Genomic DNA, 16,068 nt, shown 5'->3' on the forward strand with positions numbered 1-16,068 from the left:
TGTGGCGAGTTGATGATTTCCGGCTTACAGGTTTCCAGAGGATATCTTAATAAACCGGAGAAAACCGCTGAGGTTTACACGAAAAATATTTATGATGCTACAGAAGGCTATGAAGTGCTGTACCATTCCGGTGATGTTGCAAGATATCTTCCGGATGGAAATATCCAGATCATCGGCAGAAAAGATTCCCAGGTTAAGATCAGAGGCTTCCGAATTGAGCTTTCAGAGGTTGAGGAAGTCATAAGAAGATACAAAGGCATAAAGGATGCAACGGTAGTTGCATTTGATGAAGCTGGCGGCGGTAAGTACATTGCTGCCTATGTGGTATCTGACAGCGAAGTTGACATAAATGGATTAAATGCATTTATCAAAGAAACGAAGCCTGCATATATGGTACCTGCTGTTACCATGCAGATTGACGAAATACCGCTGAACCAGAATCAGAAGGTGAACAAAAAGGCGCTTCCGATGCCTGAGAGAAAAGTGGCAGAGATCATTCCGCCACAGAATGAGACCCAGCAGAAATTATTTGACTGCATTGCAGAGTTACTGGGTTATACGGAATTTGGAATCACCACAGATGTTTATGAAGCAGGACTGACCTCCATCAGTGCCATCAAGCTGAACATTCTGATTTCAAAAGCCTTTGACATTGTCATCAAAACATCAGATATCAAGAGCAATCCGACCATTCAGCTGCTGGAGGGCTTTGTCAAAACTGCGGGAAAAGAAACAACAAGAGAAATACAGGAAAATTATCCTCTTACCAATACCCAGGAGGGAATTTTCATTGAGTGTACTGCCAATATGGGATCCACCATTTACAACATTCCATATCTTCTGAAGCTGGACAAAAAGGTAGATCTGGACAAGCTTGCGAGGGCTATTGACAGTACAGTTGCGGCACATCCTTATCTGAAGACCCGTCTCTTTATGAGCGAAGAAGGAGAGGTTCTTCAGAAACGTGATGATGCCCTGGCCTATAAAACACAGATCATAAACGGAATGAACAAAGAAAACCTGGTTCGTCCGTACATGCTGTTTAACGAACAGCTTTTCCGCTTCGAGATTTACAGAACCTGTGATGGAAATTATCTGTTCCTTGACATTCACCACATTATTGCTGACGGTACATCCCTGGGCATTATCATTAATGATATCAACAGGGCCTACAGTGGAGAAACGCTTGAAACGGAAGTCTATACTTCCTATGACCTTGCCCTTGATAACCGGGATGCGCTGGCTGGTGAGACATATAAGAATGCAGAGGATTACTACAGATCCATTTTTGAAAAAGCAGGTGGAAGTATAAACTTCTACCCGGATAAAAACGGGCCGGTTCCAACAGCAGAGCTTTATCACAGAGAGACCAGTGAATTTACTGTACAGGATGTGAAGGCTTTCTGTAAGAAGCATGGAATTACGGAAAATGTATTTTTCATTTCCGCTTTTGGTATCACACTTGGAAAATACAATTTCAGGAAGGATGCTGTGTTTACCACGATTTATCATGGCAGAAACGATTCCAGGCTTTCCGATACCGTTGGTATGCTTGTTAAGACACTTCCTGTTTACTGTGATTTCTCAGGCAGCACGGAGGACTGTCTGAATGATGTCCAGCAGCAGCTGATCAATTCCATGAACAATGATATTTATCCGTTCTCACAGATCAGCCATGAGTTTAACATCAAAGCAGACGCAATGGTCATCTATCAGGGAGATAATTTTGCATTTGATAACATCGGCGGGGAATATGCAAAGGAAGAGCCTGTTCAGTTAAATATGGCGAAGGCACCTGTTTCCATCAGTATTTCAATTGAAAGAAATAAATTTGTCTTTGAGATTGAATACAGAGGGGATATGTATAACGAGGAGACCATTCAATATCTTGCTGACAACCTTGAAGCTACAGCGGATGGAATCCTCAGGGAATGTGATCCGTCAGACATCCGGCTTATGTTTGAAGAAGAGACAAGGATGGAGGATGATCCGTTCCATGCTGGAAAGACCTTTGTAGATCTGTTCCGGGAAGCTGTGGAAAAATATCCGGACAGACCGGCAGTCAGAGACGGAATGGGCGAGATCACCTACAAAGAACTGGACAAGATGTCGGATTACGTTGCACAGAAGCTTACCGAAAATGGATTTGGAAGGGAGAAGGCAGCAGGCATTCTGTGTGGAAGAACAAAGGAATTTGCCGTAGCATATGTGGGCGTTATGAAAGCAGGCGGAGCATATGTTCCGCTTGATCCGGAATATCCCCAGAGCAGAATCGAGTACATGCTGAAGGATTCTGGCGCCGAAAACCTGCTTGTAATAAACCGTTACCGCAGTCTTGTGGGCTTCTATGACCAAAATATCATCAGCCTTGACGAAGTGGCAGAGGAAGCAGAAGATTTCGAACTTTCTGTAGAGCTTACACCTCCGGCTCCTGAGAACCTTGCCTATATGATTTATACATCCGGTTCAACAGGCAAACCAAAAGGTGTTATGCTGGAGCAGAGGAATCTGCTGAACCTGATTGAGTATATCCTTATAACAAGAAAACTTACACTGGATGATATTGTGGCAGAATTTGCAAGCTTCTGCTTTGACGCATCGGTGATAGATCTGTTTGCCCCACTTACAGCAGGCGCAGTACTGTATATCCTTCCAGAGAGCATACGAAAAGATGCAGTTGCGGTTGGAAAATTCATAAAAGATGAAAAAATCACAACAGCAACATTCCCAACCCAGATGGGTGAGCTGGTTGCAGAGCTTCTTGACGATGCCCCGGCACTTAGATTCGTTACACTGGGCGGCGAAAAATTCAAGTATTACCGGGAAAGAACCTACCAGATGATCAATGGTTACGGTCCTACCGAGAATACAGTATCTTCTACAGAGTTCTGGGTTGACAGACAGTATGACAATATACCGATCGGAAAATCCCAGCGGAACATTCGCAGCTATATTGTTGACGAAAACCTGAACAGACTTCCGGTGGGAGCATCTGGTGAGCTTTGCCATGCCGGCCGGCAGATCGCAAGGGGATATCATAATCTTCCGGAGAAAACAGCCTCCGTATTTGTGGAAAATCCATTCTCTGTATGTGAGGAGGACAAGCGCCTTTACAGAACCGGTGACATGGTCCGTATGAAAGGTGACGGAAACATAGAATATATTGGAAGAATTGATTCCCAGGTAAAAATAAGAGGATACCGTGTTGAGCTTGGGGAAATCGAAGGTGCCGTTCTGAAGCATGAGCTTGTTAAGGGTGCTGCAGTTACGGTGGTTGAAAAAGGTGGAAACAAGTATATAACCGCTTATTATACAGGCGAAAGTATTCCGGATGACCAGCTTAAGACCTTCCTGGAGCCGCTTATCCCAGATTACATGATGCCGTCCTTTTTCGTTCATATTGATGAGCTGCCGATCACTCCAGGCGGCAAGATTGACAAAAAGGCGCTTCCAATGCCAGAGATCACCACGGCAGCAAATGCGGATTATGTAGAGCCGGTTACCACGGTTCAGAGAACACTTTGCGAGATTTTTGAAAAAGCACTGGGGATTGAAAAGGTAGGAATCGAGGATAATTTCTTTGAAATTGGAGGTTCCTCACTTACCGCATCAAAGGTTGCCGTTATGTGTCTTTCCAAGAATATTTCCATTGTATATGCGGATATTTTCAAATATCCTACGATCCGTGAGCTTGCGGCGATTGTGGACAATAGCGAGGCATTTGAAAATTCACAGAGTGGAAATGAATTTGCAGATTATAATTACAACAGGATCCAAAGCGTTATCAGTGGAAACGTGGAAGAAAATATTGACCGGGTAACAAAGGAACAGCTGGGCGATATTATGATCACAGGTGCAACCGGCTTCCTGGGTATTCATATTCTGAAAGCGTATCTTGACAATTATGACGGTAAGGTTTACTGTCTGGTAAGGAAGGGTAAATATGAATCCATGGAGAAACGAATGATGCATATGTTGATGTATTATTTCGATAATCCATGCCAGGAGCTCTTCAGGAACCGTATCATCTGTGTAGATGGAGACATTACCTCGAAAGAACAGGTGGAAAAATTTGCAGACTATAAATTCAGTACCATTATCAACTGCGCTGCCTGTGTGAAGCACTTTGCAGCAGGAGATGTACTTGAAAAGATAAATGTACATGGAGTTGAAAATCTGATTGAATTCTGTAAAAATAATGGCCGCAGGCTGATCCAGATTTCCACGGTTTCTGTTGCAGGGGAAGGCTCTGATGGTGTTCCGCCAATGTCCAGGGTTTTCTGTGAAAATGATCTGTATATTGGACAGAATATTACCAACGAGTACATCCGCACCAAATTCCTTGCTGAAAGGGCAGTGCTGGAAGCTGTTTCTGCCGGCCTTGACGGCAAAATCATCCGTGTAGGAAATCTGATGAGCAGAAATTCCGACGGTGAATTCCAGATCAACTTTATTACAAACGGATTCTTACGCAGTCTGAGAGGTTATAAAGCTGTTGGAAAATTCCCGATCGGCGGTATGCATGAAATCGCAGAGCTTTCTCCAATTGACTGCACTGCACTTGCGGTACTTAGGCTTGTACAGACGGACAGAAGATTTACCGTATTCCATGCATGCAACAGTCACCATATTTATATGGCGGATCTGATCTATGCAATGCGTAATTATGGATTTGACCTTGATATTGTAAAAGATGATGAATTCGAGAACGCTGTAAAGGAATTTGCAAAGAACAGTGAAGACTCCGATGTTGTTTCCGGACTTATCGCATACACGGCACATAATGAGAATGAGATTTACACTCTGGATTACAGCAACCGGTTTACTGCACAGGTTCTTTACAGACTGGATTATAAATGGCCTGTTACAGATGACAGATATCTGGAAAGTGCAATAGAAGCACTTGACAGACTTGCATTTTTTGATTAATCATAATAGTACAATACTTTCACAGGAAGAAAAATTATTATAAAGCGAATTACTGCAAAATAGCAGCTGATTAAGAGGAGGAAATACAAATGGAAATCGTAAGCAAAACAGAAGGAAGCAAAATGACTATGGAAATCAGCGGATGGCTGGATACCCAGACTGCACCTCAGCTGGAAAAAGAGCTTTCAGCTCTTGGCGGGGATATTACCAGTCTTGTATTTGATTTTGCTGCGCTGGAATATATTTCTTCAGCAGGACTGCGTCTGGTGATCGCTGCATACAAAAAATGGCTGGCAAGGACGGCTTCAAAATTATCAATGTTTCGGATGAAGTATTTGACGTTTTCAGCCTTACCGGATTCGACCAGAAAATTGATATTGAGAGACGAAGCAATTAATTATTTATAAAAGGCAGCCTGAATCGTGTGAACATATGATTTCTGAACTTGGCGAAACGGTTATGAATCGGGATCGTAAACAGAAACAATAAAACGGAACAGGGAGATGAGGTTACAATGTCTGGTAACGAAAAAGAAAAATATCTGGAACTGTCCTGTGATTTGTCAGAACTTGAAAGAATAAAAGCGTGTATCTTTGAGATTCCGGTTGAAAATGGAATAAAGAAGAAAATTTTTCTTGCATGTGACGAGATTTTTTCCAATATTACAAATTATTCCGGAGCAAAGTGGATACAGTTTTGTTGTATTAAGAATACAGATAAGGTAACGATCACTTTCACAGACAATGGAATTGCATTTAATCCCTTGGAAAGCAAAATCGAAAAGGATTTCGAGGATTTTGACCTGGGGGGAATGGGAATCAACCTTGTAAAAGAATTGTGCTCCCATATTGACTACAGTAATATAGAAGGGAAAAATATTTTAAGCCTGGAATTTACTGCTTAGTTTTTTCAAAACACCATATTTATCACCTAAATGGAGAAGTGAGCCTGTGCTGAATGTTACCAAAAATGAAATTATACAGAATCAATATTAATAATCTTGAAGATCCTTTGCAAAATGAAAGATTTCTGGAACTGGCAGGGCCGGAAAGAAGAAAAAAGGTCATCCGGTATCACAGACCGGATGACCGTAAAAGAAGCCTTGGCGCAGGAATCATTATCAAAAAGATCTTAAATGAAAACGGGCTTTCGGAAAACGATCTGAAGTACGGTGAAAATGGGAAGCCTGTGGCGGAAAAGCAGAAGATCTATTTTAATGTGTCTCACGCAGGCGATTTTGTTGTAGGAGTCCTGTCAGACCATGAAGTGGGGTGCGATATTGAAAAAGCAGAGAATGCGCCACTTGAGATTGCGGAGCATTATTTTACCCCGGGAGAATATGAGTATATAAAATATGCGTCTGACAAGAATAAGGCTTTTTTTACACTTTGGACATTAAAAGAAAGCTATATGAAAATGACAGGTAAAGGAATGAGTCTGCCCCTTGATTCCTTCGAAATAATCCGGACAGCAGATGGCTTTACACTAGGAAAATCTTCAGAAAAACAATGCTTTTTTAAGACAATAGAATTCGAAGATTATATTTTTTCAGTCTGTAATGAAACGGATTTTATTTTGATGCAGAAAGGCTTTACAGATATTATAAAACAGTAACTTTTTGCCTCAAAAATCATGAAGAATTATATGCAAAAGACTTGACGGATATGTCCGCTGTGTGGTAAACTGTACAAGCGACATGGAAGTTAGGTCTTTTTTTTATGCCTGAAAAGCGGTGGCGGATACACTGTAAAGGCGATTGAAGACCATGCAAATGAAAACACTGGAGGTGGAAGTTGTGCGCGTTAGGATTACATTAGCATGTACAGAGTGCAAGCAGCGTAACTACAATATGACCAAGGAGAAAAAGAACCATCCTGAGAGAATGGAAACCAAGAAATATTGTAAGTTCTGCCAGAGACACACAATGCACAAGGAAACAAAATAGTCACTTTAGATTGTGAGGTTAGGCTATGCAAGAAAAAGAAAAATCTGCAGGCAAGACCGCCAAGGCTAAGGAGCCGAAGAAATCCTGGTTCCAGGGGCTGAAGGCAGAGTTCAACAAAATTGTCTGGACAGACCGCGATACACTGATGAAACAGTCAGTTGTTGTTATTGTCATAACCGTAATTCTCGGTGTGATCATCAGTGTGATGGATGCAGGCATTCTGGAATGCATTAATCTTTTAATCAAATAAGGACAAAGGTGATTGTATGTCAGAAGCAAAATGGTACGTTGTCCATACCTATTCCGGTTATGAGAACAAGGTAAAGGCCAACATTGAGAAGACAATTGAAAACCGACATCTTGAGGATCAGATTCTGGAAGTACGGGTTCCTCTGGAAGACGTTGTGGAGATGCGTAATGGTGTTTCCAAGCAGGTCCAGAGAAAAATGTTCCCAAGCTATGTTCTTATCAACATGGTCATGAACGACGATACCTGGTATGTTGTCCGGAATACCCGTGGAGTGACTGGGTTTGTTGGTCCGGGATCCAAGCCTGTACCGCTCACAGAAGAGGAAATGAAGCCGCTGGGCATCAAAGATGAGACTGTCCACGTTGATTTCGCTGAGGGCGATACCGTAGTAGTAACAGGCGGAGCCTGGAAAGAGACTACAGGCATTGTGACTGCCATCAATGCGCAGAAGCAGCTTGTAACGATCAATGTAGAGATGTTTGGACGCGAAACACCGGTTGTGATCAGTTTCGCAGAAGTTCAGAAAATGTAACAGACAAAGGTAACACAATATCGTGGGAGGGACATACCCCCGCCAATACCACATAGGAGGTGCCGAAAATGGCAAAGAAAGTAACAGGATATATCAAATTACAGATTCCCGCTGGTAAAGCAACTCCAGCACCACCTGTAGGTCCGGCTCTTGGACAGCACGGTGTAAATATCGTTCAGTTTACAAAAGAGTTCAATGCAAGAACAGCTGATCAGGATGGTATGATCATTCCTGTAGTAATCACTGTTTACGCAGATAGAAGTTTCAGCTTCATAACCAAAACTCCGCCGGCTGCAGTTCTTCTTAAGAAAGCTGCAAACATTAAATCCGGTTCCGGCGTACCGAACAAGACAAAAGTTGCTAAAGTTACAAAAGCACAGGTTGAGGAAATCGCTCAGCTTAAGATGAAAGACTTAAATGCAGCATCCATCGAAGCAGCAGCAAGCATGATTGCTGGTACTGCAAGAAGTATGGGAATTGAAGTAGTTGATTAATCACAAATAGTAAGTGGGAGGGCTTTTCCCCGCAAATACCACAGGAGGTTATAGAAATGAAACGAGGAAAGAAATACGTGGAAGCTGCTAAGGCAGTAAACCGCGCAACATTATACGATACTGATGAAGCTATCAGCTTAGTGAAAAAAGCTGCTGTTGCCAAATTTGACGAGACTATCGAAGTTCATATCCGCACAGGCTGCGATGGACGTCATGCAGATCAGCAGATCCGTGGTGCAGTAGTTCTGCCACACGGTACAGGTAAAACTGTTCGCGTTCTTGTATTCGCTAAGGATGCAAAAGCTGAGGAAGCTAAGGCTGCAGGTGCTGATTTCGTAGGCGCTGAGGACCTTATTCCGAAGATCCAGAATGAAGGATGGCTTGACTTCGACGTTGTTGTTGCAACTCCAGATATGATGGGTGTAGTTGGACGTCTTGGCCGTGTACTTGGACCGAAAGGTTTAATGCCTAACCCGAAGGCTGGTACAGTAACTATGGATGTTACAAAAGCTATCAATGATATCAAAGCTGGTAAGATTGAGTATCGTCTTGACAAATCAAACATTATCCATGTGCCGATCGGTAAAGCTTCCTTTACTGAGGAGCAGTTAAGCGACAACTTCCAGACGCTGATTGGAGCTATTGCTAAGGCTAGACCTAGCACACTTAAGGGACAGTATTTAAAGAGCGTTGTTATTGCGCCGACTATGGGACCTGGTGTGAAGATCAACCCGATCAAGTTAGCTTAATAGATGAGAATGAAGAGCACTCACCGCGAGGTGGGTGCTTTTTTTGCGTTGTGGAATGAGGTACGCCGGGGTCTGGTGGAGGAACCTTGCAGGGTCTAAGAGGGCTGGTGGTTACTAAGGGCGCCCAAAGATAAGGACAAACTCGCTCCGTTGGAGCTCAGACAGTGTCCTTATCTTTGGGCAACGTAACCACCAGCCCTCTAAGTCCCTGCAAGAACCCGCCACGAAGCCCCCGGCCCCAGCACCATCCCCCGGCTGTGTATTCAAGGCGGGAAAATCGTGTACAAGGGACGCGGACGCGGACGCTGCGCTGCGCTGGTAGTGGAGGGCGGTGAGGTGCGGGAAGGGAGGAGGGGGGATGGAAAGAGAGAATGCTGCGCTGGCGGTGGGAGGCGGAACGGGGAGAAAAGAAGGAGAAGGAGGGACGCGGACGCTGCGCTGCGCTGGTGGTGGAGGGCGGTGAGGTGCGGGAAGGGAGGAGGGTGGAGTGGAGAAGGAGGGACGCGGACGCTGCGCTGGTGGTGGAGGGCGGTGAGGTGCGGGAAGGGAGGAGGGTGGAGTGGAGAAGGAGGGACGCGGACGCTGCGCTGGTGGTGGAGGGCGAAGGGGAGTGGTGGGACGGTTAGGTCATGGATTTGACATTTTATGGGGGAGGTTTGTATATGGGAGTGGAGAAAGGGGGTATGATATGGGAAAATAGGGGCCGGGTATGGGCCGAGGAGGATTTGGGTATGAGATATGGATATTTTGATGATGAGAAAAGGGAATATGTGATAACGCGGCCGGATACGCCGGCACCTTGGGTGAATTATCTGGGGGATCCGGAGTATGGGGCGATTGTTTCGAATAATGCGGGAGGATATAGTTTCGCAAAGTCGGGGGCGAATGGACGGATTCTCAGATATATTTTTAATCAGTTTGATGAGCCGGGAAGGTATATTTATCTGAGGGATAATGAGAATGGGGATTTCTGGTCTGCTTCCTGGCAGCCGGTGGGAAAGGATCTTGAGAAGTATAAGAGTGAATGTCATCATGGTACGGCTTATACAAAAATGATGGCTGATTATAGTGGAATTCATTCTGAGGTCCGTTATTATGTACCTTTGGGACAGTCTTATGAAGTGTGGAGTCTTTGCGTGGAAAACTGTTCGGATAGGGATCGGGAGATCAATGTGACGGGGTATGCGGAATTTACCAACAACAGTAATTATGAGCAGGATCAGGTGAATTTGCAGTACTCCCAGTATATTACGCGGACGTTGTTCAGGGGAAATCGTGTGCGTCAGATGATTCATGCGAATCTGGATTGTCTTGATGAGGGTGAAGTAGTTGATAACAAGGATGTAACAGACCGTTTTCTTGGATTAGCAGGGGTACCGGTGGACTCCTGGTGCGGGGAAAGAGAAGCGTTTCTGGGAAGGTATCATGGTTATGGGAATCCGGTCGGAGTAAGCACAGGCAGACTGAATTGCCAGGGAAATTACAATGAGAATAGCTGTGGTGCATTGACGGCAGTGTTGAAGCTTGCACCTGGACAAAGCAAAGAAATTGCTTTTCTGGTTGGGATGAAAAAGGACAATGAAGCTGAGAAAATCATAGCTCATTATGAAGAAAATTGTCAGGAAGTGTGCAGAAAAGAGTTGGAAGAGCTGATCGGATACTGGCATGGACAGCTTTCGCATTTCCAGATTAAAACTCCAAGTAATGAATTTAACACAATGATCAATACCTGGAATGCATACAACTGTTTTATGACATTTATCTGGTCAAGAGCGGCGTCCTTTACTTATTGTGGTCTGCGCAATGGATATGGATACCGTGATACGGTACAGGATATCCAGGGAGTTATTCATCTGGCGCCGGAAATGGCAGCAGATAAAATAAGATTTATGCTTTCCGCGCAGGTAGACAATGGAGGCGGACTTCCACTGGTGAAATTCACGCACAATCCAGGACATGAGGATACACCGGATGATGCATCTTATGTGCAGGAAACCGGACATCCGGCCTATCGTGCAGATGATGCCTTGTGGCTGTTCCCAACTGTATATAAATATGTTTCAGAAACTGGAAACCTGTCCTTTATTGATGAAGTGATTCCTTTTGCCAATAAAGATGAAGGAACTGTATATGAGCATCTGAAGCGTGCGATTGGTTTTTCCATGGATCATCTTGGAAAACATGGAATGCCGGCAGGACTTTATGCAGACTGGAATGACTGTCTGAGACTTGGAAAAGATGGGGAATCTACTTTTGTGGCACTGCAGTTCTATTATGCAATGAGGATCATGAAAGAGTTTGCAGCGTACAAAAAGGATGAAGCATATATAGAGTATCTGAATGAGAACCAGGATAAGCTTGGAAAGCTGATCCAGAAGCTTTGCTGGAATGAAGACCGGTTTATCCGTGGATTTACAGAGAATGGAGAAGTAATCGGGAAACGTACAGACCCAGAAGCGAATATGTGGCTGAATCCCCAGAGCTGGGCGGTAATCAGCGGACTTGCCAAAAAAGAACAGGCGGAGCAGGCACTTGAGCAGGTTTATGAACGGTTAAATACGGAATATGGTGCGATTCTTATGGATCCGCCTTATCATGCACATGCCTTTGAGGGGGCACTGGCTGTTATCTACAATGCAGGAACGAAAGAGAATGCAGGGATTTTTTCCCAGTCACAGGGCTGGATCATTCTTGCAGAGGCACTTATGGGACATGGAGAAAGAGCGTTTGGTTACTTTATGGAAAATGCTCCTGCCGCACAGAATGACAGAGCCCAGATCCGCAGACTGGAGCCGTATTGCTATGGACAGTTCACAGAAGGCAAAGCAAGCCCGAACTTTGGACGCTCTCATGTGCACTGGCTTACCGGAACTGCATCTACAGTTATGGTTGGATGCGTGGAGGGAATTCTTGGAATGCGCCCTGATTTTTATGGACTTCGGATCGCACCATCCATACCAAAGGAATGGGATGGATTTGAGATCGAAAAGGATTTCCGTGGCTGTCACCTGCATATTGTGGTGAAAAATCCTGGACATGTTGAAAGTGGGTTTAAGAAGCTGCTGGTGAATGGCAGGGAAATGGAGAGCAATTACATTCCACAGGAGGAAATGTCGGCTGAGACTGAAGTGGAACTTTATCTTTCTTAAATAATATGTAAAATTGGGGGAATCATCTCTGAATAATTATAGCAATCGGCTTTTATTCATGGTGATGTCTGCGTAAGCAGACATGTCCGTTTGCTATAAAAAAGAATAATTATGGGAACAGAAAGAGAGAAATAAAAGATGAAATACATAGAATTTCAGGACCAAAACGGAACCTTTATCATACATAACCCGGAAAACTACAGTGGCCTATATCTGCCGATGGCCGGTGAAAAAGGTTTGAAGTCCAGCATAACGCCTAATCTGGGTGGAGATTGCAAGACGGATCAGAATCATTTCCTTCTGGAACCGGTAAGCATTGAAAACCTGCATAATAACCGCAATACCAGGAACTTCTGGTGCCGCGTATATAGTGGGCAAGAAGAAACCACAACGGAAACCGGCTCAGAACCTGAAAAAAAAGCAGAGTCTGGTAAATGGGGGATTTGGTCTGTATGTGGGGAATCCGCACGGCAGGAAGCGGAGAAGTTCACAGACCAGCAGGAGGAAAGCATCCTGGAAGCTGGCTTTATGTGGCAAAAGCTTTCCAGAAAGTCAGTAAGATACGGTTTAAAAGCAGAGGTAACCTCGTTTATAACCCTTGAAGGGGCCATGGAAGTGGAATATGTGGAAATCTCTAATATTTCTGAAAAAAATGTGGAAATCGTGCCAATAGGAGCAATTCCAATATACGGAAGAAGTGCAGACAATCTCCGGGATCACCGGCATGTAACGTCATTGCTTCACAGAATCCATACGACCGATTATGGTGTAGAAGTGACACCTGTATTATCTTTTGATGAGAGAGGACACCAGAAGAACAGAACCACATATTTTGTATCAGGCTCTACAGAAAACGGGGAAAAACCAGAAGAATTTTATCCTACAGTAGAAGCGTTTATAGGAGAAGGCGGTTCGTTCCTGAATCCGGAAGCTGTGAGAAGTGAAAAACACGGGATAAAAAGTGGAAATGTCATCCAGGGAAAAGAGGCTGTAGGCGGTATTAAATTTAGCAGAAAAATGCTGAAGCCAGGGGAAAAGACCGGTTATATTTTATTGGCAGGAATTGCCGAGTGTGGTTTTGGGGGCTCAGAAACAGAAATCGGAAAGCATTTATGCGAAATTTCTGAAGCAATTGAGAAGCTTACCTCTTCATTACGGACGAAAGCCCAGGTAATGGAAATGTTTGAAAATGTAAAAAAGCATTGGATCCAGAAGGTAAATGTGGCTTTTGAAACCGGAGACAAGGAAGCGGATAATTATCTGAAATGGATTTGCTTTCAGCCAATTCTCAGAAGAATTTACGGATGTTCTTTTCTTCCATATCATGATTATGGAAAAGGTGGCCGGGGCTGGCGCGACCTGTGGCAGGACTGTCTGGCGCTTCTGATCATGGAGCCATCTGACGTACGCCAGATGATCGTTGACAATTATGCTGGTGTCCGAATTGACGGAACAAATGCAACTATAATAGGAAACAAACAGGGCGAATTTATTGCAGACAGAAACAATATTACCCGAGTATGGATGGATCATAGTTTCTGGCCGTTTGTCACGACGAAATTGTATCTGGATCAGACAGGAGACTTCGATATTCTTTTTGAAAAAATACCGTATTTCAAGGATCCTCAGTCAAAACGGGGAACAAAGCATGATGAGAAGTGGGACAGCAGTTATGGAAACAGACAGAAAACAGATGACGGAAAGGTATATCTGGGAACTGTGCTGGAACATATTCTTTTACAGAATCTGTGTGCGTTTTTCGATGTAGGCGACCACAATGAGATGCGCCTTCACGGAGCCGACTGGAATGATGCGCTGGATATGGCATGGGAAAAAGGGGAGAGCGTGGCTTTTACCTGTGCATATGCGGGAAACCTGAAAGAGATCGCCGCTGTACTGCGGGAGCTTGAACGCGTCCGGGGGATGAATAAAATTGAAATTGCGGAGGAAATTGAGTGTCTGTTTGCTTATGGAGAACAGCTATACAACAGTCCACAAAATAAACAGAAGCTTCTGCAGCAGTACACAGAGCTTTGTGCCCATAATCTATGCGGAAATACCATTGTACTCCCATTGAATCTGGTATACAAAAATCTGGAGGAGAAAGCGGAATGGCTCATGGACCATATCCGCAAAAACGAGTGGATCCAGGACAAAGATAAGGGATGGTTTAACGGATATTACGATAATCACGGAAATGCAGTTGAACACAGTGCTGCAGAAAAAGAGAATGTGCGCATGATGCTAACCGGACAGGTTTTTGCCATTATGAGTGGAACTGCAACGGGAAAACAGATCCAGGCAATCTGTAAAAGTGCGGATACGTATCTGTATGACAAAAAAGCTGGTGGTTATCGTCTGAACACAGACTTTCAGGAGGAGAAATTTGACCTGGGAAGAATGTTTGGCTTCGCCTATGGGGAGAAAGAAAATGGAGCTGTCTTTTCCCATATGGCAGTTATGTATGCCAACGCATTGTACAAGACAGGTCATGCAAAAGAGGGGCATAAAGTGCTGCAGACTCTTCTGGATACTGCCATGGATTTCCAACGAAGCAAAATGTATCCTGGAATTCCAGAATATTTCGATAACCAGGGAAGAGGACTTTACGCCTATCTTACAGGTGCTGCCAGCTGGTATATGCTGACGATGATCACAGAGGTATTCGGTGTAAAAGGCCGGTCTGGTGATCTGGTAATTGCACCTGCACTTATGGCAGAGCAGTATGATGAGAACGGAAACGCAGCCTTGCATCTGGAATTTGCAGGCAGGAAATTTGTTATCCGTATCTCTAACCCGAAGAAGAAAGAATGGGATGAAATACAGATACAGAAAGCCTTCTGTGATGGAAAGACATTACTGGTAGAAGAGGTTCTGGAAGAAAAAACAGCTTCGGGCGAAGCTGTTTCTAAGCAACAAAAAAGAGCCCGCCTGGAAAGAGCAAAAATTGAAAACCTTCCAGCTGGGGAAGTACATGAAATTGATATAATTCTGGGATAAAAACCACGCTTATTTACCACATTGCCCTGTAATATTTATTTCGGTATTTTTTTGGTGTCATTCCGGTAAAGTTTTCAAAAACCTGTATAAAGTGGCTCTGGGAGGAAAAAGCAAGGTAATTGGCAATGTCTATGATGGCTTTGTCTGAATAACGCAGCAGATGGGTGGCCTTCTCTATTTTTTTCTCCCGGATATAGTCACTGATGGAAACGCCAAGGTTCTGCTTGAAAACCCTGGAAAGGTAGCTTGTGGATAATCCTGTATGGGCAGCCAGATCTTCAATGGTTATACGTTCCTTGATATGGCTGTAAATATAGTCAACACATTGCATTACTGGTTTGGAGAGAACAGAGCTTTTCTTCTGGAGTGCCATTTTTCCGGTAAAATCCTTCGCCATAACATGATGAAGGCTGGAAATCTGCTGGATCGTAGTGCAGGAATCCATTTTTAAAATATAGAAATCGCTGAGCCGGTATGCCTGCTCAGGCTCCATTCCACCGTCAATACAATACCGGGTGATCATGGCTGCTGTAACGACGAAATGATATTTCAGGTTGGTTACCGGATTCCTGGAAAGAACACCTGTGCCTTCCAGCTGGGAAAAGGAATCCGCATTACAGTTCTGGAGCACGGCTTCCATATCTCCGGTTTTGACGGCTGTGTAAAAGGAATACTCAACAGATGGCGGACGATGCTTTGAATCCTGTTCGCTTGCTTCAAATTCGGTGTTATACCAGTCTTTGGAAAGTTCCATATGTGTATCTCCTTGTGTTAATAATTAATAAATGTGTCTTTTTTATATTATGACATGAATCTGACATTTTGTTAAGAGAAATAATATAATGGACTGGATAAAAATGGTATATTAAGTTCCATCAAAAAGAGAAAGCATTAGAGGAATGCTTGAAAAGGAGCTTCCTGTATAATAAAAAGCGTGGATGTTGAAAATTGAAAATACCTCAGAGTACAATAAGACTACTGACTGGCAGGTTAGTAAAAATCTTATTATACAGAGAGGTA

13 protein-coding genes are annotated in these 16,068 nt (G+C 43.8%); 12 read left to right on the top strand and 1 reads right to left on the bottom strand.

Annotated elements, in window-relative coordinates; genetic code table 11:
* Nucleotides 1–12: 12 nt before the first annotated feature.
* The 12 genes from ACTQWB_RS10025 to ACTQWB_RS10080 all read left to right on the top strand — a co-directional run bounded on the left by ACTQWB_RS10025 (nucleotide 13) and on the right by ACTQWB_RS10080 (nucleotide 15,048).
* Complete coding sequence (locus ACTQWB_RS10025) at nucleotides 13–4,929, top strand: amino acid adenylation domain-containing protein (protein WP_441501116.1); 4,917 nt, start codon at nucleotides 13–15, stop codon at nucleotides 4,927–4,929.
* Between the two features lie 89 nt (nucleotides 4,930–5,018).
* The gene (locus tag ACTQWB_RS10030) at nucleotides 5,019–5,336 is read left to right on the top strand and encodes an STAS domain-containing protein (RefSeq protein ID WP_441501117.1); all 318 of its coding nucleotides are present in this window, start codon (nucleotides 5,019–5,021) and stop codon (nucleotides 5,334–5,336) included.
* A 107-nt stretch (nucleotides 5,337–5,443) separates the two neighbouring features.
* Nucleotides 5,444–5,833 (top strand): ATP-binding protein, encoded by a 390-nt coding sequence (locus ACTQWB_RS10035; RefSeq protein ID WP_441501118.1) that lies wholly within the window; start codon nucleotides 5,444–5,446, stop codon nucleotides 5,831–5,833.
* A 65-nt stretch (nucleotides 5,834–5,898) separates the two neighbouring features.
* Complete coding sequence (locus ACTQWB_RS10040) at nucleotides 5,899–6,543, top strand: 4'-phosphopantetheinyl transferase family protein (protein WP_441501119.1); 645 nt, start codon at nucleotides 5,899–5,901, stop codon at nucleotides 6,541–6,543.
* Nucleotides 6,544–6,724: 181 nt separating this feature from the next.
* On the top strand, nucleotides 6,725–6,874 hold the full coding sequence (rpmG, locus tag ACTQWB_RS10045) for a 50S ribosomal protein L33 (RefSeq protein WP_117853039.1): 150 nt from the start codon (nucleotides 6,725–6,727) through the stop codon (nucleotides 6,872–6,874).
* 25 nt (nucleotides 6,875–6,899) lie between these two features.
* On the top strand, nucleotides 6,900–7,124 hold the full coding sequence (gene secE / locus ACTQWB_RS10050; RefSeq protein WP_173718538.1) for a preprotein translocase subunit SecE: 225 nt from the start codon (nucleotides 6,900–6,902) through the stop codon (nucleotides 7,122–7,124).
* A gap of 16 nt (nucleotides 7,125–7,140) precedes the next feature.
* On the top strand, nucleotides 7,141–7,656 hold the full coding sequence (gene nusG / locus ACTQWB_RS10055; protein WP_441501120.1) for a transcription termination/antitermination protein NusG: 516 nt from the start codon (nucleotides 7,141–7,143) through the stop codon (nucleotides 7,654–7,656).
* A gap of 68 nt (nucleotides 7,657–7,724) precedes the next feature.
* Nucleotides 7,725–8,150 (top strand): 50S ribosomal protein L11, encoded by a 426-nt coding sequence (rplK, locus tag ACTQWB_RS10060; protein WP_117852954.1) that lies wholly within the window; start codon nucleotides 7,725–7,727, stop codon nucleotides 8,148–8,150.
* 56 nt (nucleotides 8,151–8,206) lie between these two features.
* Nucleotides 8,207–8,899, top strand: coding sequence for a 50S ribosomal protein L1 (rplA, locus tag ACTQWB_RS10065; RefSeq protein WP_441501121.1), 693 nt, complete (start codon nucleotides 8,207–8,209; stop codon nucleotides 8,897–8,899).
* Between the two features lie 371 nt (nucleotides 8,900–9,270).
* On the top strand, nucleotides 9,271–9,525 hold the full coding sequence (locus tag ACTQWB_RS10070) for a hypothetical protein (RefSeq protein ID WP_441501122.1): 255 nt from the start codon (nucleotides 9,271–9,273) through the stop codon (nucleotides 9,523–9,525).
* A 105-nt stretch (nucleotides 9,526–9,630) separates the two neighbouring features.
* On the top strand, nucleotides 9,631–12,048 hold the full coding sequence (locus ACTQWB_RS10075; protein ID WP_441501123.1) for a GH36-type glycosyl hydrolase domain-containing protein: 2,418 nt from the start codon (nucleotides 9,631–9,633) through the stop codon (nucleotides 12,046–12,048).
* Between the two features lie 138 nt (nucleotides 12,049–12,186).
* Nucleotides 12,187–15,048, top strand: coding sequence for a GH36-type glycosyl hydrolase domain-containing protein (locus ACTQWB_RS10080; protein ID WP_441501124.1), 2,862 nt, complete (start codon nucleotides 12,187–12,189; stop codon nucleotides 15,046–15,048).
* 13 nt (nucleotides 15,049–15,061) lie between these two features.
* Here the strand turns inward: ACTQWB_RS10080 and ACTQWB_RS10085 are convergent, their stop codons facing one another.
* Complete coding sequence (locus ACTQWB_RS10085) at nucleotides 15,062–15,802, bottom strand: helix-turn-helix domain-containing protein (protein WP_441501125.1); 741 nt, start codon at nucleotides 15,800–15,802, stop codon at nucleotides 15,062–15,064.
* Nucleotides 15,803–16,068: the final 266 nt, after the last annotated feature.

The sequence above is a fragment of the Blautia sp. HCP3S3_H10_2 genome, from assembly GCF_052122375.1.
Lineage (GTDB): Bacteria > Bacillota > Clostridia > Lachnospirales > Lachnospiraceae > Blautia_A.